This window comes from Psychroflexus gondwanensis ACAM 44 (assembly GCF_000355905.1).
GTDB lineage: Bacteria > Bacteroidota > Bacteroidia > Flavobacteriales > Flavobacteriaceae > Psychroflexus > Psychroflexus gondwanensis.
Genome location: NZ_APLF01000018.1, coordinates 65384 through 87590, shown reverse-complemented (window position 1 = coordinate 87590; position 22207 = coordinate 65384). Strand labels below are relative to the sequence as shown.

21 protein-coding genes are annotated in these 22207 nt (G+C 36.8%); 9 read left to right on the top strand and 12 right to left on the bottom strand.

Annotated elements, in window-relative coordinates; translation table 11 throughout:
- Positions 1 to 16 precede the first annotated feature (16 nt).
- From wecC to purN, 7 genes are all read right to left on the bottom strand, one after another.
- Entirely contained in the window at positions 17 to 1222 is a 1206-nt protein-coding gene (gene wecC / locus PGOND44_RS13310; RefSeq protein WP_040556181.1) for a UDP-N-acetyl-D-mannosamine dehydrogenase, read from the bottom strand.
- 8 nt (positions 1223 to 1230) lie between these two features.
- Positions 1231 to 2361: a non-hydrolyzing UDP-N-acetylglucosamine 2-epimerase gene (gene wecB, locus PGOND44_RS13305; protein WP_003443677.1), complete on the bottom strand. Its 1131-nt coding sequence runs from the start codon at positions 2359 to 2361 to the stop codon at positions 1231 to 1233.
- 70 nt (positions 2362 to 2431) lie between these two features.
- On the bottom strand, positions 2432 to 3400 hold the full coding sequence (locus PGOND44_RS13300; protein ID WP_003443676.1) for a hypothetical protein: 969 nt from the start codon (positions 3398 to 3400) through the stop codon (positions 2432 to 2434).
- A gap of 98 nt (positions 3401 to 3498) precedes the next feature.
- A complete protein-coding gene (locus tag PGOND44_RS13295) occupies positions 3499 to 5400 on the bottom strand; it encodes an amidophosphoribosyltransferase (RefSeq protein WP_003443675.1) in 1902 nt (633 codons plus the stop codon).
- A gap of 45 nt (positions 5401 to 5445) precedes the next feature.
- The gene (locus PGOND44_RS13290) at positions 5446 to 6369 is read right to left on the bottom strand and encodes a PfkB family carbohydrate kinase (protein WP_003443671.1); all 924 of its coding nucleotides are present in this window, start codon (positions 6367 to 6369) and stop codon (positions 5446 to 5448) included.
- 96 nt (positions 6370 to 6465) lie between these two features.
- Positions 6466 to 7086, bottom strand: coding sequence for a ribonuclease H1 domain-containing protein (locus PGOND44_RS13285; RefSeq protein WP_003443668.1), 621 nt, complete (start codon positions 7084 to 7086; stop codon positions 6466 to 6468).
- 2 nt (positions 7087 to 7088) lie between these two features.
- The gene (gene purN / locus PGOND44_RS13280) at positions 7089 to 7676 is read right to left on the bottom strand and encodes a phosphoribosylglycinamide formyltransferase (RefSeq protein ID WP_003443666.1); all 588 of its coding nucleotides are present in this window, start codon (positions 7674 to 7676) and stop codon (positions 7089 to 7091) included.
- A gap of 153 nt (positions 7677 to 7829) precedes the next feature.
- On the opposite strand from purN, the gene PGOND44_RS13275 reads away from it, so the two are divergent.
- The 5 genes from PGOND44_RS13275 to pyk all read left to right on the top strand — a co-directional run bounded on the left by PGOND44_RS13275 (position 7830) and on the right by pyk (position 12148).
- Positions 7830 to 8066 carry an acyl carrier protein gene (locus PGOND44_RS13275; protein WP_003443663.1) on the top strand — a complete coding sequence of 79 codons (237 nt, stop codon included), beginning with the start codon at positions 7830 to 7832 and terminating at the stop codon, positions 8064 to 8066.
- 16 nt (positions 8067 to 8082) lie between these two features.
- Positions 8083 to 9336, top strand: a complete 1254-nt coding sequence (fabF, locus tag PGOND44_RS13270; RefSeq protein ID WP_003443661.1) for a beta-ketoacyl-ACP synthase II — start codon at positions 8083 to 8085, stop codon at positions 9334 to 9336.
- A 14-nt stretch (positions 9337 to 9350) separates the two neighbouring features.
- A complete protein-coding gene (gene rnc, locus PGOND44_RS13265; protein ID WP_003443660.1) occupies positions 9351 to 10088 on the top strand; it encodes a ribonuclease III in 738 nt (245 codons plus the stop codon).
- Between the two features lie 147 nt (positions 10089 to 10235).
- Positions 10236 to 10718, top strand: a complete 483-nt coding sequence (locus tag PGOND44_RS13260; protein WP_003443653.1) for an IPExxxVDY family protein — start codon at positions 10236 to 10238, stop codon at positions 10716 to 10718.
- Positions 10718 to 12148, top strand: coding sequence for a pyruvate kinase (gene pyk / locus PGOND44_RS13255; RefSeq protein WP_003443652.1), 1431 nt, complete (start codon positions 10718 to 10720; stop codon positions 12146 to 12148). Before PGOND44_RS13260 ends, pyk begins: the two co-directional genes overlap by 1 nt.
- Before the next feature lie 855 nt (positions 12149 to 13003).
- On the opposite strand, the gene rsmI is transcribed toward pyk, so the two are convergent.
- Together rsmI and PGOND44_RS13245 are read right to left on the bottom strand one after the other, a co-directional pair.
- Positions 13004 to 13684, bottom strand: a complete 681-nt coding sequence (rsmI, locus tag PGOND44_RS13250; protein WP_003443651.1) for a 16S rRNA (cytidine(1402)-2'-O)-methyltransferase — start codon at positions 13682 to 13684, stop codon at positions 13004 to 13006.
- Between the two features lie 2 nt (positions 13685 to 13686).
- Positions 13687 to 14634, bottom strand: coding sequence for a hypothetical protein (locus tag PGOND44_RS13245; RefSeq protein WP_003443650.1), 948 nt, complete (start codon positions 14632 to 14634; stop codon positions 13687 to 13689).
- Between the two features lie 101 nt (positions 14635 to 14735).
- Between PGOND44_RS13245 and PGOND44_RS13240 the strand changes: the two genes are divergently transcribed.
- Both PGOND44_RS13240 and alr read left to right on the top strand, forming a co-directional pair.
- The gene (locus PGOND44_RS13240) at positions 14736 to 15374 is read left to right on the top strand and encodes a thymidine kinase (protein WP_003443649.1); all 639 of its coding nucleotides are present in this window, start codon (positions 14736 to 14738) and stop codon (positions 15372 to 15374) included.
- Positions 15374 to 16477 carry an alanine racemase gene (alr, locus tag PGOND44_RS13235; protein ID WP_003443646.1) on the top strand — a complete coding sequence of 368 codons (1104 nt, stop codon included), beginning with the start codon at positions 15374 to 15376 and terminating at the stop codon, positions 16475 to 16477. The genes PGOND44_RS13240 and alr overlap by 1 nt, the downstream gene beginning before the upstream one ends.
- Positions 16478 to 16485: 8 nt before the next feature.
- Here the strand turns inward: alr and PGOND44_RS13230 are convergent, their stop codons facing one another.
- The 3 genes from PGOND44_RS13230 to PGOND44_RS13220 are packed head-to-tail and all read right to left on the bottom strand — an operon-like array spanning position 16486 to position 17921.
- Positions 16486 to 16740, bottom strand: a complete 255-nt coding sequence (locus tag PGOND44_RS13230) for a Txe/YoeB family addiction module toxin (RefSeq protein ID WP_003443644.1) — start codon at positions 16738 to 16740, stop codon at positions 16486 to 16488.
- Positions 16740 to 16988, bottom strand: coding sequence for a type II toxin-antitoxin system Phd/YefM family antitoxin (locus PGOND44_RS13225; RefSeq protein ID WP_040556174.1), 249 nt, complete (start codon positions 16986 to 16988; stop codon positions 16740 to 16742). The genes PGOND44_RS13230 and PGOND44_RS13225 overlap by 1 nt, the downstream gene beginning before the upstream one ends.
- Positions 16989 to 17048: 60 nt before the next feature.
- Positions 17049 to 17921, bottom strand: coding sequence for a hypothetical protein (locus PGOND44_RS13220; protein WP_040556172.1), 873 nt, complete (start codon positions 17919 to 17921; stop codon positions 17049 to 17051).
- A 164-nt stretch (positions 17922 to 18085) separates the two neighbouring features.
- Between PGOND44_RS13220 and uvrC the strand changes: the two genes are divergently transcribed.
- Together uvrC and PGOND44_RS13210 are read left to right on the top strand one after the other, a co-directional pair.
- Positions 18086 to 19888: an excinuclease ABC subunit UvrC gene (gene uvrC / locus PGOND44_RS13215; RefSeq protein ID WP_003443636.1), complete on the top strand. Its 1803-nt coding sequence runs from the start codon at positions 18086 to 18088 to the stop codon at positions 19886 to 19888.
- Positions 19878 to 22124, top strand: coding sequence for a patatin-like phospholipase family protein (locus tag PGOND44_RS13210; RefSeq protein WP_003443634.1), 2247 nt, complete (start codon positions 19878 to 19880; stop codon positions 22122 to 22124). The genes uvrC and PGOND44_RS13210 overlap by 11 nt, the downstream gene beginning before the upstream one ends.
- The last annotated feature ends 83 nt before the right edge of the window (positions 22125 to 22207 follow it).

The window sequence follows — 22207 nt, the reverse complement described above, 5'->3', positions numbered from 1 at the left end:
TTCAATATAAACTTATCTATTTGGTTACTCCGCAGAAATCTAGGATTACCTTATTTACTAGATCTAACTCTTTAAATTCATCGTGAGCAACCAGAAAAACAACGATATCTGATTTTCTAGCTGCATCCTTATAGTTTGTCAATTTGAAGATTTTGTGAGAATCGATATTAGGCTCTGCTATGTAGTAATCTTCGTTATTAGCATTTTGAAGTACTTTCTGTGCTATGTATTTTGCAGGAGATTCTCTTAAGTCATCAATGTTTGGCTTAAACGCGAGCCCCATGATAGCAATACTAGGTTTACGACCATGTTTTAATTCAAATTCCAACTTAGCGGTTTGAATTTTCTCTGCGCACCAAAATGACTTATAATTATTGATTTCTCTGGCCGCTCCTATAATTTTTGATTCCATCGGGTAATCTGCTACAATAAAATAAGGATCCACTGCTATACAATGGCCACCTACTCCACAGCCTGGTTGTAATATGTTTACTCTAGGGTGCTTATTGGCCAGCTTGATGAGTTCCCATACATCAATATCTGCTTTGTCACAAATTAGGGATAACTCATTAGCAAAGGCAATCTGAACATCGCGAGAGGAGTTCTCTACCAACTTGCACATTTCTGCAGTACGTGCATTCGTACGGTGTAAATCACCTTTAATAAATTCTTTATAAAAGTCTATAGCCTTGTCTGTAGATTTTTCATCAACCCCTCCAATTACTCTATCGTTATGAACTAACTCATGCATCACATTACCAGGCAAAACACGTTCAGGGCAATAGGCTGCATTTAGTTTTCCTTCCAATTCTGGTCGCTCCTGATATATTAGATCGACCATCTTTTCGGTTGTACCGATTGGCGAAGTCGATTCGATGATATACAGATCCTCCTCTTTTAACAAAGGAATAATCGATTTAGTTGCTGCCTCAACAAAAGAGATATCAGGTTCATTTTTAGCTTTAAAAGGAGTCGGCACAACTATTAAATAGGTATTTGCTGCAACAGGTTTAGTGTCGGCTTTTAAATAGCCCCCTTTTACAGCTTGAGAAACTGCAGATCCAAGATCTGGTTCTATAATATGGATTTTTCCTTCGTTTATGGTGTTGACTACATTTTGATTGATATCAACTCCATGAACAAAAGTTTTACTTTGGGCGATTAAAGCTGCAGTTGGAAGACCAATATAGCCCAATCCAATCATAACAACTTCAGGATTCATCTTCATAATTAAAGTTTTTTTATAAATTCCACTATTCTCTTGCAAGCCATACCATCTCCATAAGGGTTGTGCAGCATACACATTTTAGTATAAAATTGATTGTCCTCAAGCAATCTATTAGCTTCAAAAACTATTTTATCTGTATTAGTTCCAACCAACAAAACAGTTCCAGCCTCTACAGCTTCGGGACGTTCCGTAGTGTCTCTCATCACCAAAACAGGTTTGCCCAAACTCGGAGCTTCTTCCTGCACACCACCACTATCTGTAATGATAATATAAGATTGACTCATCAACCAGATAAAAGAGGGATATGACAATGGATCAATTAAACTTATATTAGGGACATCTTTAAGAATATTATAGACAGGCTTTTGTACTTTTGGATTTAGATGTACAGGATAAATAATTTGAACATCCTCATTCTCTTCAGCTATTTGCTTCAAGGCGTTGCAGATATTAATAAATCCTTGTCCATGGTTTTCACGCCTATGACCGGTTACTAAAACAAGTTGCTTTTTAGCATCTAAAATAGCTTTTAATGAATCTATTTCTCTATCATTAAAATTTTTAGAATTTACTTTCTCATTACTATATTTTAAAGCATCGATAACCGTATTACCTGTAACTAAAATATTTTTAGAATCAATATTCTCATTCAACAAATTATTCTTAGACGTTTCAGTTGGACAAAAATGATAGTCTGCTATTCTTCCTGCAACACTTCTATTCATTTCTTCAGGAAATGGAGAACGTTTATCAAATGTTCTCAACCCTGCTTCTATATGGCATACCTTAGCTCCGGAATAAAAAGCAGCAATACTAGCCGCCATCGTCGTCGTAGTATCTCCGTGGACATAGACGTAGTCAGGCTGAAATTCTTCTAAGACAGGTTTAAGTGTATTAATAATATCTGAAGTTAAGCTAAAAAGATTTTGATTAGCTTTCATTAGATCTAGGTCAAAGTCTGGTTTGATTTCAAAAAAGTCAAGCACCTGGTCTAGCATTTCTCTATGCTGAGCAGTGATGCAAACCTTCGTTTCAAAAGAATTCTGTTTAACTTCAAAAGCTTTAACCAAAGGAGCCATTTTAATAGCTTCTGGACGAGTTCCAAAAATGATAAGATTTTTTATTTTTATCATAAATTCATTTTAAAATCTAATCTGTTATAAAAAATATAAACTCTTATAACTTATTTCCGGTTGGTAAATCTTAATTTATAATCCTTGAAACTCTCTTTTTTGAATACTTAAAAAAGAAAAATAAAATATAAATCCCAACAATTGAAAGCGGAATAGTGATAGGTGAAAGATTTCGGTCTTTGCTTAACACACCAAAAGTTGAGTCAATCGTTTTGAGTATTTCGCTATTAGTAGACAATTGATTTCTAAGCGTCAAGTCATCATCAAGTAAATCTTTTTTCTGACTTAACAATTCTTGTAGATCTTGACTGCCAGTAAAACTTATAGCATTATTATCCAATTTAGGAACAGCGTTATCTTTTTGCTCTCTGATAATACTATCGATTTGAGCCCGTATAACTTTATTTTCAGCTAATCGAACTTTATAACTTTTTAAAGCCGTTTCCTTTAATTCGTTAAAATAAGAATTATTAGATAAAAAGTTGAAGGCCTGAGTTGATATCGACTCATTGTCTTCTAGTCCTTTTATATAAATCTTAATCTTGTGAGTCGGGTATTCATTGATATTGATTTCTTCTTTCAAAAAGGACATGTCCCCATACTCGTCAAGTAAGAGTTCAAAAATTTCTCGGTTTTCTTCAGACCTATTGACTAAGGTATATACATCTACCACTGGTTCTGCTTCAAGCTCATCAACTCTCTCATACTCGCTACCAAATACTTTTTTTAAATATAGGCTATCATCAGATTTTAATTTTGCATTGATGGACTTGACTTTACTGTAAAGGTACTCTGTACTATTATAATTAGTTTTCACAAGATACTCGTTCACATATAGTTTATCAATTTGTGTAGAGGAAAAATACTGCAAACCTAAGCCTATTACTAAGAGAATAATCAGTCTGATTTTATGATTCCAGAAAAACTGAAATATTTGGATAATTCCTATTAAAATAGACTTAAAAAAAGACTTTATTTTTTCAAAAACAACGCCTAAGTCAATTTCGTCTGAGGCGTTTTGTGAAGTTTGTTCTGACATTTAAATATGGATGAATTTAGTTATGCAAATTTAGTAAATCTTTCACAGTATAAAGATGCGTTACCTTACAAAAAGGTTGCGTGTATAATAGTACTATTTTAGTAAGCTCTATCGTTTTTCCCCTCGTAAAAATTCATAAACGCTTTGTTCACTACCTTATTACCTCCTTTTGTTGGATAATCTCCAGTAAAATACCAATCGCCTAAGTTTTTGGGACAGGCTTCATGGAGTTTTTCTACGGTTTGGTAAATTACTTTAACTTCTGAGGTGATGCTCTCATGACTTAAAATTTGGGCGATTCTTTCTGAAACTTCCTCGTAAGTGAAAGGGTCATAAACTGCTTTAACGAAATTTTCCTCGGCCTTGGTGGCCTGTTCTATCTGCTGTTTGCATTTCAGATATACAGCATCCATAGTGTCTTGATATATTCCGTGCTCCTTCAGTAAGGAGACTGCTGCTTGAAAAGCAACAAAATCTTCCAGCTTAGCCATGTCAATACCATAACAGTCCGGATATCTAATCTGTGGAGCCGAAGACACGATAATGATTTTCTTTGGTGACAAACGGTCTAGCATCTTCAAGATACTCTTCTTTAAAGTGGTCCCTCTAACTATACTATCATCTATCACCACCAGATTGTCTGTAGGTTTTACTACTCCGTAAGTCACATCGTAAACGTGGGCTATCAAATCATCCCGACTACTATCTTCTGTTATAAAAGTGCGGAGCTTGACATCCTTAACGGCTATCTTTTCAGTTCGTAATCGTAAGCTAAGAATATCTGAAAGCCGTTCATCTGTCAAATTTTCTTTTTCTTTTAAAATCGCTTCATTTTTTTGACGATTCAATTCGTCTTGAGCGGCTTCTACCATCCCATAGAATGAAGTTTCTGCGGTATTGGGAATATATGAAAACACCGAGTTCATCGTATCATAATCGATCGCCCTAAGGACTTCTGGCATCAATAAGCGACCTAGATTTTTTCGTTCTTTATAAATTTCAGCGTCGCTCCCTCTGGAGAAATAAATCCGTTCGAAAGAACAGGCCTTACGCTCTCTTGGCTCCAAAATGGTTTTAAAATGAACTGAACCGTCTTTTTTGGTGATAATCGCTTGCCCAGGCTCTAGCTCATGGACGTCTTCATAATCAACATTAAAAGCGGTCTGTATCACTGGTCGCTCTGAAGCTACCACCACCACTTCGTCATCTTTATAATAATACGCCGGACGAATACCGTTAGGATCTCTCAACACAAAAGAATCGCCATGTCCAAGCATACCTGCAATCACATAACCGCCATCCCAGTCTTTAGAAGACTTTCTGAGAATTTTGTGCACTTTCAGTTGTTCCACAATATGAGGAGAGGCCTCTTTTTTATTATAGCCTTTTTCTTTTAGCTTTTTGTATAATTTTCCTACCTCGGAGTCTAGAAAATGGCCTATTTTTTCCATCACCGTTACTGTATCGGCTTTTTCCTTGGGATGCTGTCCTAACTCGACTAAGTTTTCAAATAACTCGTTGACGTTAGTCATATTGAAGTTGCCAGCAACAATTAAGTTACGGTGCATCCAGTTATTTTGTCTCAAAAAAGGATGAACACTCTCTATACTGTTTTTACCGAACGTACCATAGCGAACGTGTCCTAAGTGCACCTCTCCTAAATAAGGAAGATTTTTCTTTTGTGAATCGATATCCTCAAGAATCTCAGGATGTAACTCTAGCTCCTCATTAATTCTTTCGTTGATTTTCTTAAAAATATCTTGGATAGGTTGTGCCTCATTAGAACGCACTCTACTGATGTAACGATTACCAGGTTCCATATCTAGCTTCACACTCGCAAACCCTGCACCATCTTGACCCCTATTGTGCTGCTTTTCCAACATCAAATACATTTTGTTGATGCCATAAAAAGCGCTACCATATTTCTTTTGGTAAAAAGAAAGTGGCTTCAATAGTCTTAATGTGGCTATACCACATTCGTGTTTAATAAGTTCACTCATGATGTTATTTCCAATAAAAAAGCCCTGAATAATCAGGGCAAGGTGTTATGCTAAATTAATTTCAAATTGAGTGAGGGCTTGAAAGCTCTTTAAGCGTCTATCCACCTCATCTTTATCGAGTTCCAGCATTCTTTCGGTTCCAAATTTCTCCACACAAAAGGAAGCTAAGTTGGAACCATAAATGACTGCATTTTTCATGTTTTCAAAAGAGATATCTTTAGAATTGGCTAAGTAGCCTACAAAACCTCCCGCAAAGGTGTCTCCAGCTCCGGTAGGGTCAAAAACCTCTTCCAGAGGCAAAGCTGGTGCAAAAAACATTTCTTCCTTGTGAAATAACAAAGCGCCGTGTTCTCCCTTCTTGATGACCACATAATCTGGACCCATATCTCTTATTTTTCTGGCGGCTTTCACTAGTGAATATTCTCCGGACAATTGCCTGGCTTCTTCATCATTAATAGTGATGACGTCTACTTTTGAAATCACCTCTTTAAGAAGACTAAGCTCTGAGTCCATCCAGAAATTCATCGTATCCAAAACAATTAATTTTGTTGACTCCACCTGTTCGATGACGCTCATCTGTACTGCAGGATGTAAATTCCCTAGCATGACGATATCTGCATCTTTAAAATGGTCTGGAACAACTGGGCTAAAATCGGCCAAGACATTTAGTTGTGTATCCAAGGTGTCTCTGGTGTTCATATCATTATGGTATCGGCCGCTCCAGAAAAAGGTTTTACCTCCTTTTACGATGTTTAAGCCATCGATATTGACGTTTCGGTCTGTGAGTAAATTAAGGTAATCTTGCGGAAAGTCATCTCCAACCACGGATACCACACCACATTCAACATCAAATTGTGAGGCACTAAGGGCTATGTAAGTCCCGGCACCGCCTAGTATTTTATCGGTTTTTCCAAATGGAGTCTCTATCGCATCAAAAGCTACAGTTCCCACTATCAATAATTTACTCATCCTGATTTTATTTTTTTTGCAAATATAGGGTTTCTTATAGAATCCTCTCATGATTTTAAGGGAATGGATTTAAGCTATCAATATCTCAATAGAGCCTTACTTTCTCCCAAAATCAGCAGGTATTTCTCCCCAAGATTTAGTTTCCCATTTTAAGACAGGTCGATTGATTGTGTTTTTGGTTAACCACACTTCTGCCCGTTTTACCAGTTCAAACAACTCTGCATTCTTAGAATTAGGCTTAAGTTTAGTCTTGCACTTTTTTTGCCGAATCCAAGACATCGCAATTTTGGAATCTGTATAGATGGGTAAGTCGCTTTTTTTCGATTTTAAAAATGCCAAACCATGGACCAAGGCTAAAAACTCCCCTATATTATTGGTTCCATTTGGAAAAGGACCCATGTGAAAAAGCACCTGCTTGGTTTTGGTCACCACGCCGCGGTATTCCATTTTACCGGGATTACCGCTGGAGGCTGCATCTACCGCTATAGAATTCCATTCAATGCCTTCAGTACTTAGCGACTTAGGCGCTTGTTTTTGTTGCTTCTTGTAGGTGAAAAACCCCATATTATAAGCGTCTTTGGCCTCAGGCAATGAAGTAAAAGACTTATACTTTGCGTTTGGATAGTTTTGGATTTTTAGTTTGCAGTCCTGCCAAGACGAATAGATTCCTGGCTCGTAACCTTCCCAAACGACATAAAACTTAGACGATTTGCCCATAGCTATTTAAGTAAATCTTCAATAACTTTAGGATAGTGAGTATACTCAAGTTCATGAATTTTTTCTTCTAAGCTGTTTATATCCTCATTATGCTCAATTGCTGTTTTAAACTGCGCAATGATTTCCCCCTCATCATAGTGTGCATTTACATAATGAATGGTAATGCCACTTTCTTGTTCTCTGTTTTTGAGTATTTTTTTAAAAACTCGATTACCATACATGCCTTCTCCTCCGTATTTTGGCAATAAAGAAGGGTGGATGTTAATGATCTTATCTGGAAAATGAAACAAGAATGGAGAGGGTATTTTCAATAAAAAACCTGCGAGCACAATTAAACTTGGCTGTATGTCTTTGACGACGTCCAATAAACTTTCAGAGTCGTATAAATCTTCCTTTTCAAAATGAATACACTTTATTCCCAAATCGTGAGCTCTTCTTAAAACTCTGGATTTCTTATTATTGGATAAGATATGAGACACCTCTACATTGGGATTCTCTCTAAAATAATGATATATATTTATGGCATTAGTTCCATTTCCAGAGGCAAAGACTATGATTCTTTTGGCAGATATTGATTTTGAATTTTCCATTTTTAAACGATTGAATTTGAAAACTTAAACATTCCAAATCTATATAATAAAATATTATTACGTAAATTTAAACACATTTTCATCTTTAAAACTTGTTTTAAACTAAAGTTTTTTATTTTTGCCCACTGAAATTAAATATAAAAAAATACAATCATGTCAGACATTGCATCAAGAGTAAAAGCCATTATCGTTGATAAATTAGGCGTTGACGAAAACGAAGTGGTTACGGAAGCTAGCTTCACAAACGATTTGGGAGCAGATTCCTTGGATACTGTAGAGCTTATCATGGAGTTTGAAAAAGAATTTGACATCCAAATACCTGATGATCAAGCTGAGAATATTTCAACCGTTGGTCAAGCGACTTCATATATTGAAGAAGCTAAAAAATAAAAAATAGTCTTATTTCATGGAATTAAAGCGAGTTGTAGTTACTGGTTTAGGCGCTCTAACGCCTATTGGGAATAATATATCAGAGTACTGGGAAGGTTTGAAGCACGGCAAGAGCGGTGCTGCGCCTATCACTTACTTTGACACTAGCCTTTTCAAAACAAAATTCGCTTGTGAAATAAAAAATTTCGATGCCAAAGATTACTTCGATAGGAAAGAAGTAAGACGATTGGATAGATTTGCTCAGTATGCTTTAGTAGCTTCAGATGAAGCTATTTTAGACTCTGGAGTAGATCTTAATATCGTAGATAAATATCGAATTGGTGTCATCTGGGGTGCTGGAATTGGTGGGCTGGAAACGTTTCAAAACGAAGTTATCGATTTTGCAAATGGTGATGGTACTCCGCGTTTCAACCCATTCTTTATTCCAAAAATGATTGCGGATATCGCTCCTGGAAATATTTCCATCAAGCATGGATTTATGGGTCCCAATTACGCGACCGTTTCAGCTTGTGCATCTTCGGCTAATGCTATGATAGATGCTTTAAATTATATCCGTTTGGGATACAGCGATATCATGGTGACTGGAGGGAGTGAAGCAGCTGTTACTCAAGCTGGTATGGGTGGATTTAATTCTATGCATGCCCTTTCCACTAGGAATGATGATCCTCAAAAAGCGTCACGACCTTTCGATGCGAACCGAGATGGATTTGTTCTTGGAGAAGGCGCTGGCGCTCTTATTCTTGAGGAGTATGAACACGCCAAAGCTAGAGGAGCAAAGATTTATGCTGAAGTTGTTGGAGGAGGAATGTCTTCTGATGCTTATCACATGACAGCCCCTCATCCGGAAGGAATTGGTGTTATTGCCGTGATGAAAAATTGCTTAGAGAATTCTGGACTCAAGCCAGAAGATGTAGATACCATAAATACTCATGGTACCTCTACACCTTTGGGGGATGTTGCAGAATTGAAAGCTATTAAGCATGTTTTTGGAGATCATGCCAAAAACATCAACATTAACTCTACAAAATCTATGACTGGTCATTTACTTGGAGCAGCCGGTGCTGTTGAAGCGATTGCATCTATTTTAGCAATGCAAAACAGCCTTGTTCCACCAACGATCAATCATGAAACAGCAGATGAAAATATCGACTCTGAATTGAACTTGACGTTGAATAAACCTCAGGAACGAAAAATTAAAGTCGCTATGAGCAATACATTTGGGTTTGGAGGACACAATGCTTGTGTCGCCTTTAAAAGTATGGATGATTAAGTTATTCGTTTTGAATGAAATTTTTTAAACAAATATTAAACGAATCCCGTTCTCATAGAGACGGGATTTTTTTTCAAAAAATACAACGCATTGTAAAAGTTAAACCCAAAAGTTTATCCATTTATAAGCAAGCTTTTACACACTCTTCTCTCAAAATCAAAGACGATGAAGGAAAATTCATCAGTTACGAGCGTTTAGAATTTTTAGGAGACTCTATTCTCGGTGCTGTCATCTCTACCTACCTGTTTGAAAATGCTCCACATGGCGATGAAGGCTACCTCACCAAGATGCGGTCTAAGATTGTGAGCCGCAAAAATCTCAATTTACTAGGGGAAAGCTTCGACCTAGCCGATCTTACTTTATCCCAAATTCCTGTTGAAAAAATGGGTAAAAACATTAATGGGAACTTATTTGAAGCTCTAATTGGTGCTATTTATGTAGACAAAGGTTTCAAAGCCTGCGAAGCTTTTATCTATAAAAAAGTAATTCGAGAGGATGTAGATTTAGCAAAACTTGAAAGACGAGTGATGAGCTATAAAAGCCTGATGATCGAATGGTGTCAAAAAAACAAATTCCCCTTTGAATTTATAATTGAAGATGACTTTGGTAAAGATGAAGAAAAGCATTTTGCCGTTAAACTGCTTATCAATAACGAAATCTCTGGAAAAGCTAGGGAAACTTCTAAGAAAAGGGCAGAAGAAAAGGCTTCACAACGGGCTTACTTTTCTTTCCAAAATGATATTAGGTCTTAAAATTCTTTCCACGAAAACGTTTTCTTAAGTGCACTTTTTGGAATAAATCCAAATAGGATTGATGCATCTTGTTTTGTTTCATATATTTACAAGTAGTCCAACACAGAAATTATCTTGGAATGAGTTTAATTGAATATATTTAAAGTCATGAAAAAGAAAAAATTCTGTTTATCTGACTTCGATATTTGCGATTTTAAATTGATTGGTATTCACTCACAGCTGGAACCACATAAGCTTGCATATCTTATCAATTCTAAACTAGATATCAGTTTTAATAGAATGGAAAAGGACTTGGATTTGAAGTTAACTGACAAAATAGTTAGCTTCCCCATATTTGAATATTTTAATCAAGAATGGGATACAAAGTCTTTTTTGATATGTAATAAAGTAAACGATCAATACATGGATGTTCCATCGAGCAACTTGTTTACTGAAGAAGATTTAGTCCAAGTAGAGTATCTATTGAAGGACCATAAACGAGTTGACTACTTGATGAAAATAGATGATGAGCTCGGTATTTTTGACCCTCAAATTATCATCAACAAACTGTCAAGCATAACTCAAATTTCAATGGTTTATGCTATTGATTCTAAAAAAATAAAATACCCAGAACACTTAATTTTAGAGTAATGAAAACATCAAAGAAAACAAAAATAGTATCCACACTAGGCCCTGCCACTAGCAAAAAAGAAGTTCTTAAGGACATGCTAGATGCTGGTGTTAATATCTTCAGAATCAATTTTTCACATGCAGATCACGAAGATGTAAGGGAGCGTGTAAAAATGATTAGAGATCTCAACGAGGAGTACGGTTATAATGCTGGAATTCTTGGCGATTTACAAGGTCCTAAACTTCGCGTTGGGATTATGAAGGATGAAGTGGTGGTTGAACCTGGCGATGAAATTATATTTGCGACTGGCAAAGAGTTTGAAGGAACCAAAAGTCGAGTGTTTATGAATTATGACACCTTCCCTCAAGATGTGAATCCTGGAGAGCGAATTCTATTGGATGACGGGAAGTTGATTTTTGAAGTACTTACCACCGATAAGAAGAGTGAAGTCAAAACCAAAGTAATTCAAGGAGGCCCACTTCGTTCTCGCAAAGGAGTAAACCTACCAAACACGAGTATTTCACTTCCAGCACTTACCGAAAAAGACGTTGAAGATGCTATTTTTGCCTGTGAGCTTCAAGTGGACTGGATGGCTTTGTCTTTTGTAAGATTTGCCAGTGATCTCAAACAACTTCAGAAGTTGATCAAAAAACATAGTGAGCACAAAATTCCTATTATTTCTAAAATAGAAAAGCCTGAAGGGGTAAAGAATATAGATAAAATTATTGCCTACTGCGATGGATTGATGGTCGCTCGTGGTGATCTTGGGGTGGAAGTTCCTGCTCACGAAGTACCTCTTATCCAAAAACAACTCGTTCTTAAAGCTAAGCAAGCCAGAATCCCCGTTATTATTGCCACTCAAATGATGGAGACGATGATTGATAGCCTTACTCCAACACGAGCTGAAGTAAATGATGTCGCTAACTCTGTGATGGATGGTGCCGATGCCGTGATGTTATCTGGAGAAACTTCGGTAGGAAAGTATCCTGTCCAAGTTATACAGAAGATGTCTCAAATCTTAAAAAGCGTAGAAAATTCGCCGCTGATTAATGTTCCACGAGAAGCTCCACAAATCAAAACGAAAAGATACATGACAAAATCTGTCTGTTACCACGCTGCTTTGATGGCCAACGAGATTGATGCAAGTGCCATTTGTACCTTAACCAACTCCGGTTATACAGCTTTCCAAATCTCGGCTTGGAGACCCACTTCTCATGTTTTGGCCTTTACCTCCAACAAACGCATACTAACACAACTGAGTCTATTATGGGGAGTGAAAGCGTTTTTCTATGATAAGTTTGATAGTACCGACGTAACTATAGACGATATCAATAATATAGCTAAGCAGAAAGGCTATGTGGAAAAAGGAGACTTTACCATCAATCTTGCAGCTATGCCAATTGAAGCTAAGGGTATGGTAAATACGTTGAGAATTTCAGAAATTAGTTAAAACTTAAAATTTTGTTATTCTGAAGGAACTATTTTGGGTGATTCCCTGTCATTCTGAAGGAGCTGTTTAGCGACTGAAGAATCTCTCCATGTCGAAAACAATAAGATTCCTCGTCGGAGCAAAAAACTTCTCTGTCGGAATGACAATTCGACCAGATGTCATTCTGAAGGAGCTGTTTAGCGACTGAAGAATCCATCCCTGTCGAAACAAAAAAGATTCCTCGTCGAAGCAAAAAACTTCTTTGTCGGAATGACAATTGTGAATTGGTGGCTGAGTGACCCGCTTTTGTAGCGGGGTGTATCGAAGCCACGTTTATAAACGTCATTTCGATACATTCTGTTTGTCAACAGAACACTCAATGACCAGATTTCATATTTAAAATTTCAAAGTTGACAATTCAAATTTTAATGAAAAATTACCTCTCGATACACCCGCTTATGACGCGAACTCGAGGTGACAAGTTGCTCGATAATTAGAAAACGGCCTACTAAATTCAACCCTGAAAATTGAAGAGAAAGCCCTAGTGAAATTTTAGATTGAAATTCTTTAGCCTAGTCTTTTTTGTTTCTCCCGACCCTTCGGGATTGGGCGATGGTAAAAAGTAATGAAAGCATTAATTCCTTCTAAATCTTATGAAGAATATCACATTTTCAACCTTAGTATACCACCTAAACAGATTCCGTAACGCGCTATCGCTTGTACGGAATAACAAATAGATTTCTCCTATCGTCACAATTCGACCAGATGTCATTCTGAAGGAGCTGTTTAGCGACTGAAGAATCCATCCCTGTCGAAACAAAAAAGATTCCTCGTCGAAGCGAAAGGCTTCTCTGTCGGAATGACAATTCGCCTTTTTTATGCTTTAACTCCAGAGCCTGCTAAAACAATTACGAATTCTCCCTTTGGTTTTTTTGTATCGAAATGGGCAATCATTTCTTCTAAAGTACCGTGTAGAGTCTCTTCATATATTTTGGAAATCTCTCTTGAAATAGACACTTCACGGTCCGATCCAAAATGCTCGGTAAATTGCTGGAGGGTTTTCAAAATCTTATAAGGGGATTCGTAAAAAATCATCGTTCTATCTTCACTTGCTAAGGCTTTCAAGCGCTTTTGTCTTCCTTTTTTGGCGGGTAAAAAGCCTTCAAAAACAAATTTATCGTTGGGCAATCCGCTGTTAACGAGTGCCGGGACAAAAGCAGTTGCTCCAGGTAGGCATTGGATTTCTACCCCTTCTGCAACACAAGCTCGAGACAGTAAAAATCCAGGATCTGAAATTCCGGGGGTACCCGCATCGGTAATAATAGCCGTTTCTCTTCCTCTTTTGATCTGTTTTACGACAGACTCCGTCATACCGTGTTCATTATGTTGGTGGTAACTTTGCATTGGAGTGTCTATCTCATAATGCTTCAGCAGAATCCCGCTAACTCGGGTATCTTCTGCAAGAATAACATCCACAGACTTCAGCACTTCTACAGCTCTAAAGGTTATATCTCCAAGATTTCCAATGGGAGTTGGGACTAGGTATAATTTTGCCATTCTTATTCGAATTTTCGTTCCACAATTTCAATAAACCTCGCTTCAAAAACATCCTTACCTTCCCAGTGGTTATAATCTGGCTTGATTTGATGTTGAATGAAATTTCTCACCTCCTCAAAAGACTGCATGGTGTTCAATTGAGAAAGAACCCGGTTATAATCATCGGTACTTCCTCCGAAAAGATGTTTGGTAAAGGCTATCCTATCGTTAAGACCTATCTTAATGCCTTTTTTCAACTTATCGTTTAAAGAGCGTTTTTCTTTATGACTAAAGTTCAAATTGGAATGAACCCCCTCTGGTGGAGTAGCTTCCGGTTTTGGGGATGACTCTTGGGGATGAGTTTGCGAGGTGTCCTCTAACTCGTTATGTTCAGTAGCTGTTGGTGCTGGCTCTTCTGGATCATTTGGCTTAGGCTCAAAATCTGGGAGATCGTCAAAATGAACTCCAAAACTTTTGAAATCATCTTCAGTTGGGTTATTTTCTTTAGGTTTTCCGAAATCTTTAGTTGAAGTTTCTTCTTCAGTGGGTTTCTCTTTTTCTTCTGAAGCTGTTTTAGTTTTGGATTGGTGCTGTTGTCTTAATTTTTCAAATTCAGCTAAGAGTAAGTCCACTTGTTCTGACTCGGGAGGCATTTGTGAAACGATATCTTTAATTTTCTCGGTATTAGGTTCAGAAATAGGATCGGGGTTATAATCCATTCCATCAGGCGTTTTGTAATGCCCACTATCTTCATCGATATCACTAAATTGTTGAGAAAAAACTTCCTTAAATTCTGTTTTAGAGACATCAGATTTGAGGCCTCCAAAGTGTAATTCAGCAAATGCTAGAATGCTAAGTTTCTCATACAGAATGGCCGTTTCCCTCTTCAACTGATGAATGTCTGCTCGGTTTTTAAGCTTTAATATCCGTTCCGCCAAACTTATCAATTCGTCTTCCAAGACTCTCTTCATAATATTTTTTATTTTCTTTTTTAAAGACCCTATAATTTTTGCTAATTTTAGCCTTGATATTCTAAAGCTAGAATTTAATTATTAACGCTCTAAATTACAAAATGTTTCTCGAAAATACCGTTAATCACAAAGAGCAATTTGGATGGATCGAGGTGATCTGTGGGAGTATGTTTTCTGGTAAAACGGAAGAATTAATAAGACGTCTTAAACGCGCTAAATTTGCCAAGCAAAAAGTAGAAATCTTTAAACCTCAAATAGATAGGCGATATGATGATACTGAAGTGGTCTCCCACGACGAAAATTCTATTCGCTCTACCCCTGTTCCTGCTGCAGCTAATATTCGATTGCTTGCAGACGGCTGTGATGTGGTAGGTATCGACGAAGCTCAATTTTTTGACGACGAGATCATTTCGGTGTGCAACGATTTAGCCAACAGAGGCGTGCGGGTGATTGTCGCTGGATTGGATATGGATTTTAAAGGCAACCCCTTTGGCCCAATGCCTAATCTGATGGCCACAGCAGAATATGTAACCAAAGTCCATGCGGTCTGCACAAGAACTGGAAATTTGGCTCAGTATAGCTTTAGAAAATCGTCCAAAGAAGACCTAGTTCTTCTAGGAGAGACCGATGAATATGAGCCGTTGAGCAGGGCAGCCTATTTTAAAGCAATGCTCAAAGAAAAAGTAAAGCGCATCGAAGTCAAAGATTCTGAAGAACTGTCCTCAAAAAAACCTAAATAATGTCCAAAGTATTAGAAACTCGACTTGAGATTGATCTCCAGGCTTTGGAAGACAACTATAAACTCCTTAAAAGTTACTTGAGCCAAAAAACCAAAATTATGGGAGTGGTCAAAGCTTTTGCTTACGGAACAGATTCCATTATTATCGGTCAGCACCTTGTTAAAATTGGAGTACAGCATCTTGCTGTGGCCTATATCGAAGAAGGTGTTCGATTAAGAGAAGCGGGGATTGAAGTTCCTATTCTTGTGTTTTATCCACAATTGGAAGAAATTCAAAAACTAATTGACTTCCAACTTACCCCAAGTGTTTATAACCATCGTTTTTTAGAAGCACTTAATGCAGAGCTAGCTCTGCACGAAATAGATTCTTTTGGCATTCACCTTAAAATCAATACAGGGCTTAACCGGCTTGGTTTTGAAATTGATGACTTAAATTTAATTCTTCAACATCTTAAAGCCAATAAAAAAATTAAAATAATAGGCTTATTTTCTCACCTAGCAGCCTCGGGAAATAAGGATGAAGTTGAATTTACCAAAGGACAAATTTCAAAATTTAAACAGGCCAGACAATTTTTTGAAAACCACTTGCCCTACACTTTCGAAAGTCATATTTGCAACTCTAGTGGCATTTTAAATTATCCTGAGGCAGAATACGACATGGTAAGAGCCGGCATTGCTCTTTATGGCTATGGCAACAATCCCAAAGAGCATAAGATGCTGAAAGCAGTCGCAAGTCTCAAAACTGTCATTGCTCAATTAAGAACAATCCAAAAAGGAGATAGCGTGGGTTATGAACGTAAGTTTAAAGCTGAGCGCGAGACTAAAATCGCAACACTACCTCTAGGCTATGCCGATGGTATTTCCAGAAATTTTGGGAATGGAAAAGCACAAGTCTTAGTAAATCACCAAAAAGCGCCTATCATTGGTAACATTTGTATGGACACTTTAATGCTAGATGTCACAGGAATAGACTGTGAAGAAGGTGACGAAGTAGAGATCTTCGGAAAAAATCACACGGTTCTAGACTTCGATATAGAACAACAAACGATTCCTTACGAAGTTATCACCAGAATTTCGCAACGAGTGACTAGAGTTTTGGTATAGATCTTATTTTAGTAATGGTAACGGCAGGCAGCAATCCATAATTGATCATTTTCATATTTGTAGACCAGTCGGTGTTCTGAAGTGATTCTCCTCGACCAATAACCTTGCAAATCTCCTTTAAGAGCTTCAGGTTTTCCAATACCCTCAAAAGGAGTTCTAATACAACTTTTGATAAGCACATTGACTCTCTTTAATAGTTTCTTGTCGACTTTTTGCCAATACAAATAATCATCCCATGATTTGGCCGACCAAACTATATTCATTACTCAATAAGGTCTTTGATTTTGCCTCTACCCTCTTCTAATTCCTTTACTGAGTCAAGTAAGACATCTCTGTTCTTGCCACTTAATAAATAGGTCGTCTCCTTAAGTGAGTTGTACTCGTCTAAAGATATTAGAACTAAATCTTTACCGTTTTTACGCTTAATAACAACATCACTCACATCATCAATGACCTTGTCAAACCAATGCTTAAGATTAGAACGAAAGTTTGTGTAGTTAACTATCTCCATATCACAAAGATAAACAAAAGTACTCATATTCGTACTTTTTTTATTAATGATTGTAATTGTCTAATTACAAAAAATCGTATTGGAATAATAGCCCGCCTCATTCTCAAAGAAATTATCGTAATGACAATCAATGTTTTGAATTTGTGAGAAATATAATGGATAAAAAATTAATCCTTGCAAATCATAATATAAGTGATTGGATACTCTATCAAAAATATTAGAATTCACCTTTAAGTTTTGAAGTGGTTTATTCAAGTAGGTATTAAATACATTAAAATCATAATATTGGTAAACATGTATAAACTCATGAGATAGAAAAGCATAATTATCCATTTCTGTTTTATCGAGAACAACAACATTTGCTATAGCAGTTCCACTAGCATTATAATCTTTAATGGTATTACCAGAAAAGACAAGTTCACCTGATTGTAAGGTTCGTTCAAATTCAAAATCATGGTTAACCAAAGAGTACGTTGTAGCAATAAATGATAGTGGCATAAGCTTATACTTCAATTTTAGTTGGTCTCGAGTATCTAGCTCCAAGCGATTAAAGCCAATATTGAAGTGCCATAAATCATAAAAGTTACGGTTGGAAGCGGCATTTTCAACAATAGAAGTCCCCGCTGAATTAACAAACTTTGCGTACCAGCTGTATTCCCAGGCACGCTTAGATTCAATTTTTCCTATAAGTCGTTTGCTTTCAAAAATTAAATAACCTCCAGCCGCTCCTTGAGCGATACCTTTTAATAACACCTTATGCCACTTTTCATCTGGTTTCTTATTAATAAGTGCTCCTACTCCACTAAAGACAGATGCAAAACCAACGTTATATAAGGCCATTTCCCTATCGTTGGATTGACCATAGTGAGTCGCACTACAAAAGAATAATACCACAACTAAAATTAACCTATAATTTAAACAACTGAATTTCATTTTTGCTTGAGTAAAGTATAATCATCTAGTTTGGTATTATTCATTAAGCTTCATCGAATTTATAAATAATCCATGATTAGTTACTACATCAAAATAACTTTTCATTTTTATAAACTCTTATCCAACCTCATGGATAAAACTTAACTTTGCAGTCAACACAAATTATGGAATCTACAGATCTCGACATACAGGTAAAAACGCTTCCAGAAAGTCCTGGGGTTTATCAATATTACGACAAAGACGATAGGATTTTATACGTAGGGAAAGCCAAAAACCTTAAAAAAAGAGTCTCTTCTTACTTCAACAAACAACATGACAGCCATCGCATTGGGGTGATGGTTAAGAAAATAAAAAACATCAAGCACATCGTTGTCGATTCTGAAATGGATGCTCTGCTGCTTGAAAATAACCTGATTAAAAAACTCCAGCCGCGTTTCAACATTATGTTGAGAGACGATAAAACCTATCCTTGGCTGTGTATTAAAAATGAACGCTTCCCGAGAGTTTTTCTAACGCGGCAAGTCATAAAAGATGGAAGTGAATATTACGGACCTTACCCGAGTTTAAGAACTGTAAAAACACTTTTAGGATTGATTAAGGGTCTCTACCAACTCAGGACCTGTAACTATGATTTATCTAAAGCAAAAATCGATAACGGCAAGTATAAAGTCTGTTTAGAATACCACCTTGGAAATTGTAAAGGGCCTTGTGAAGACCTTCAGGACGAAGGCGAATACATGAAACAGATTGAAGCAATCCGAAACATCGTAAAAGGTAATCTTAAAGATTCTCTCAAAGATTTTAGAGAGCAAATGAGTCATCTCGCAGAGGAGATGCGATTTGAAGAAGCTGAAAAAGTAAAGCGGAAAATAAGCACCCTAGAAAAATACCAGTCTAAATCTACAGTGGTTAACCCAAAAATCAATAATGTAGATGTCTTTTCTGTAGTAAGTGATGAAGGTTATGGATATGTCAATTTTATGCAATTATCGCATGGAGCCATTGTAAGGTCGCATACCATCGAGATGAAAAAGAAGTTAGATGAAAGTGATGCTGAGCTTCTAGAGTTAGGGATCACAGAAATCAGACAACGCTTTGATTCTAAATCTCCAGAGATATACGTGCCTTTTGAAGTCACAGCAGGAGAATATGTAAGAGTCACGGTTCCAAAATTGGGAGATAAAAAGGCAATTGTAGAACTTTCTACACGAAATGCCAAATATTTCCGCATGGAGCGTTTTAAACAAATGAAGATTGTAGATCCAGATCGGCATACCAACCGATTGATGGCTCAAATGAAAGAAGATTTAAGGTTACATGAAGAACCAAGGCATATTGAGTGTTTTGATAACTCAAACATACAAGGCTCCAATCCTGTTGCGGCCTGTGTAGTCTTCAAAAACGGAAAACCCAGTAAAAAAGACTATAGAAAATTCAATATAAAAACTGTGGTGGGGCCAGACGATTTTGCTTCCATGGAGGAAGTCGTTTACAGACGCTATAGACGATTGCTAGAAGAAGATGAACCTTTACCTCAGCTGGTTATTGTAGACGGAGGAAAAGGCCAACTCTCCTCTGGGGTAACTGCTTTGGAACGATTGGGATTACGAGGTAAAATCCCAATTATAGGGATTGCAAAACGTCTAGAAGAGTTATTTTACCCTGGAGATCAATACCCATTATACCTAGACAAAAAGACGGAAACTTTAAAGATTATCCAGCAGTTGAGAAATGAGGCCCACCGGTTTGGTATCACCTTTCATAGAAATAAACGAAGTAAAAGTGCCATTGGCACAGAATTGGAAGAAATCACAGGAATTGGAGAAAAAACATCCATAGAGCTTTTGCAAAATTTTAGATCCATTACTAAGGTAAAAAAAGCAAGCCTGAAAGAGCTTGAAGATGTCATAGGAAGCTCTAAAGCAAATATTATTTACTCACATTACCATACTCAAAATGAAACTTAAACTTCTTTTTTTCCTATTCCCTGTCTTTGTTTTTGGGCAAGATATAGACTTATCCAGGCTGGATAGTCTTAAGCAGCTCCATAAAGACTTGAAGGTAGGCTTAGTGCTGAGTGGTGGTGGAGCAAAGGGCTTAGCACATATTGGTGTTCTAAAAGTGATTGAAGAAGCGGGTATTCGTATAGATTATATAGGAGGCTCGAGCATGGGAGCCATAATTGGTGGTTTGTATGCTTCTGGCTATACCACTAGACAATTGGATTCTATTTTTAAAATTACAGATTTTGGAGCTTTAATTCAAGATAACTTACCTAGGCAAGCTAGAAGTTTTTATGAAAGGAAAGAGGCCGAGCGTTATGTGCTTAAACTTCCTTTCGATGATTTTCAAGTTAATTTACCTTCAGGCTTATCCAAAGGCCAAAATATCTACAACCTCTACGCACAGCTTTTATCTCATGTGGAGGAGACCGATTTTAGTGAGCTTCCAATTCCTTTCTTTTGTATAGCTACCAATGTAGAAACTGGAGAGCAGGTGCTTATTGAAGAGGGAGACCTTGCGACGTCACTCTCTGCAAGTGGAGCAATTCCTACACTATTTAGTCCTGTTTTTATAGATGGTATAATGTTGACCGATGGCGGAGTGATAAATAATTTTCCTGTTGAAGAAGTTCGTGCTAAGGGAATGGATATTATTATAGGAGTAGATGTGCAAGATAACTTGCGCACTAAGGAAAACCTAAAAAGCGGTTTTGAAATTCTTACTCAGGTCAATAACTTTAGAACCATAAGAGATGCCGAAGAAAAAAGCCTTAAAACTGATCTTTATATACATCCCAACATCGATAATTTTTCGGTCCTATCGTTTGATCAAGGAGAAAAAATTATAAACAATGGGGAGCTGGCTGCTAGAAAAAAAATAAGCCCTCTCAAATTAATAGCACAGGCTCAGAATAAAGGTAATACCCCGCGACAGCCCATCCAGCTTAATGATAGCCTTGCTATTGGAAACATAGATATTGTTGGCAATAATAAGTTTCCAAGAAACTACATCAGAGGTAAATTGAAAGTAAATACTTTCGAAAAAACAAGTTTTAAAAAGCTAAATGCAGGTCTCAATAATTTAACCGCTACGGGGAGTTTTAATAAAATTAACTACGAGCTTATTCAAAATGGAGAGTTTAAAGACTTGAGATTGAAAATTTATGAAAGTGAACAAAACACTCAGTTAAGGTTTGGAATTCATTACGACCAACTTTATAAAACCAGTTTTCTAGCTAATCTTACCAAAAAGAGTTTCTTTCTCACCAACGATATTATTTCTCTAGACCTCATTATCGGTGATAATCTTCGTTATAATTTTGATTATTATATCGATAAAGGGCGGTATTGGAGCATCGGTGTTTCTTCACGATATAATCAATTTGATGATGATGTTAACTTTGAATTTATACAGCAGAATGTAGGAACAGAAAATCCTTTGAATTTGAACCAAGTTCGTTTAAAAAACAAGGATTTTACCAATCGTATTTTTGCGGAAACATTCTTAACCCAAGATTTTAAATTTGGTGTTGGAGCAGAGTATAAGTTTCTCGAGGCCACTACAGAAACCTTTATACAAGATCCAGAAATAAGCGAGGCATTAACTATTATAGAAAAAAACAACTTGTTTAGCACTTATGGCTACGTGAAATTTGATACTATGAACGATAAATTTTACCCTAGTTCTGGGCATTTGTTAACTGGTCAAGTGAATGTATATTTCCCTGTTTTCGATAATTATTCTGAGTTTGCCATCGCCAAAGGTGAAGCGGGTTATGCCCAGCCCCTCTTCAACAGAGTCTCGGGCTATATAGGCTCCGAGCTTGGGTTTAGAACCGGAAATGAAGACTTAGCTGGCTTAAATTTTTTCCTTGGTGGTTTTGGAAATGAGCCCATCAATAATTTCAAACACTTTTTAGGCTACGACTTTTTTACGCTATCTGCCAACTCATATATCAAAGGAATTTTGCAGATTGATTATAATTTTTACAAAAGAAATCACCTCCTCTTTACCGCAAACTATGCCAACGTAGAAGATGATCTGTTATCCTCTGGAAACTGGTTAAGTGCTCCAGATTTTTCTGGGTATGGAATTGGATTTGGATCGCAAACCATTTTAGGACCTGTCGATTTAAAATATACCTATTCTCCAGAAACAAATGAAAGTCAATGGTTTGTAAGTATTGGATACTGGTTTTAATCGATACTCAAGTCCTGAGAAAGATTCCCTCGTTGAAAAAAGTTGCTTTTTAAAGCAAATTTATATTTATAACCCTATCCTAT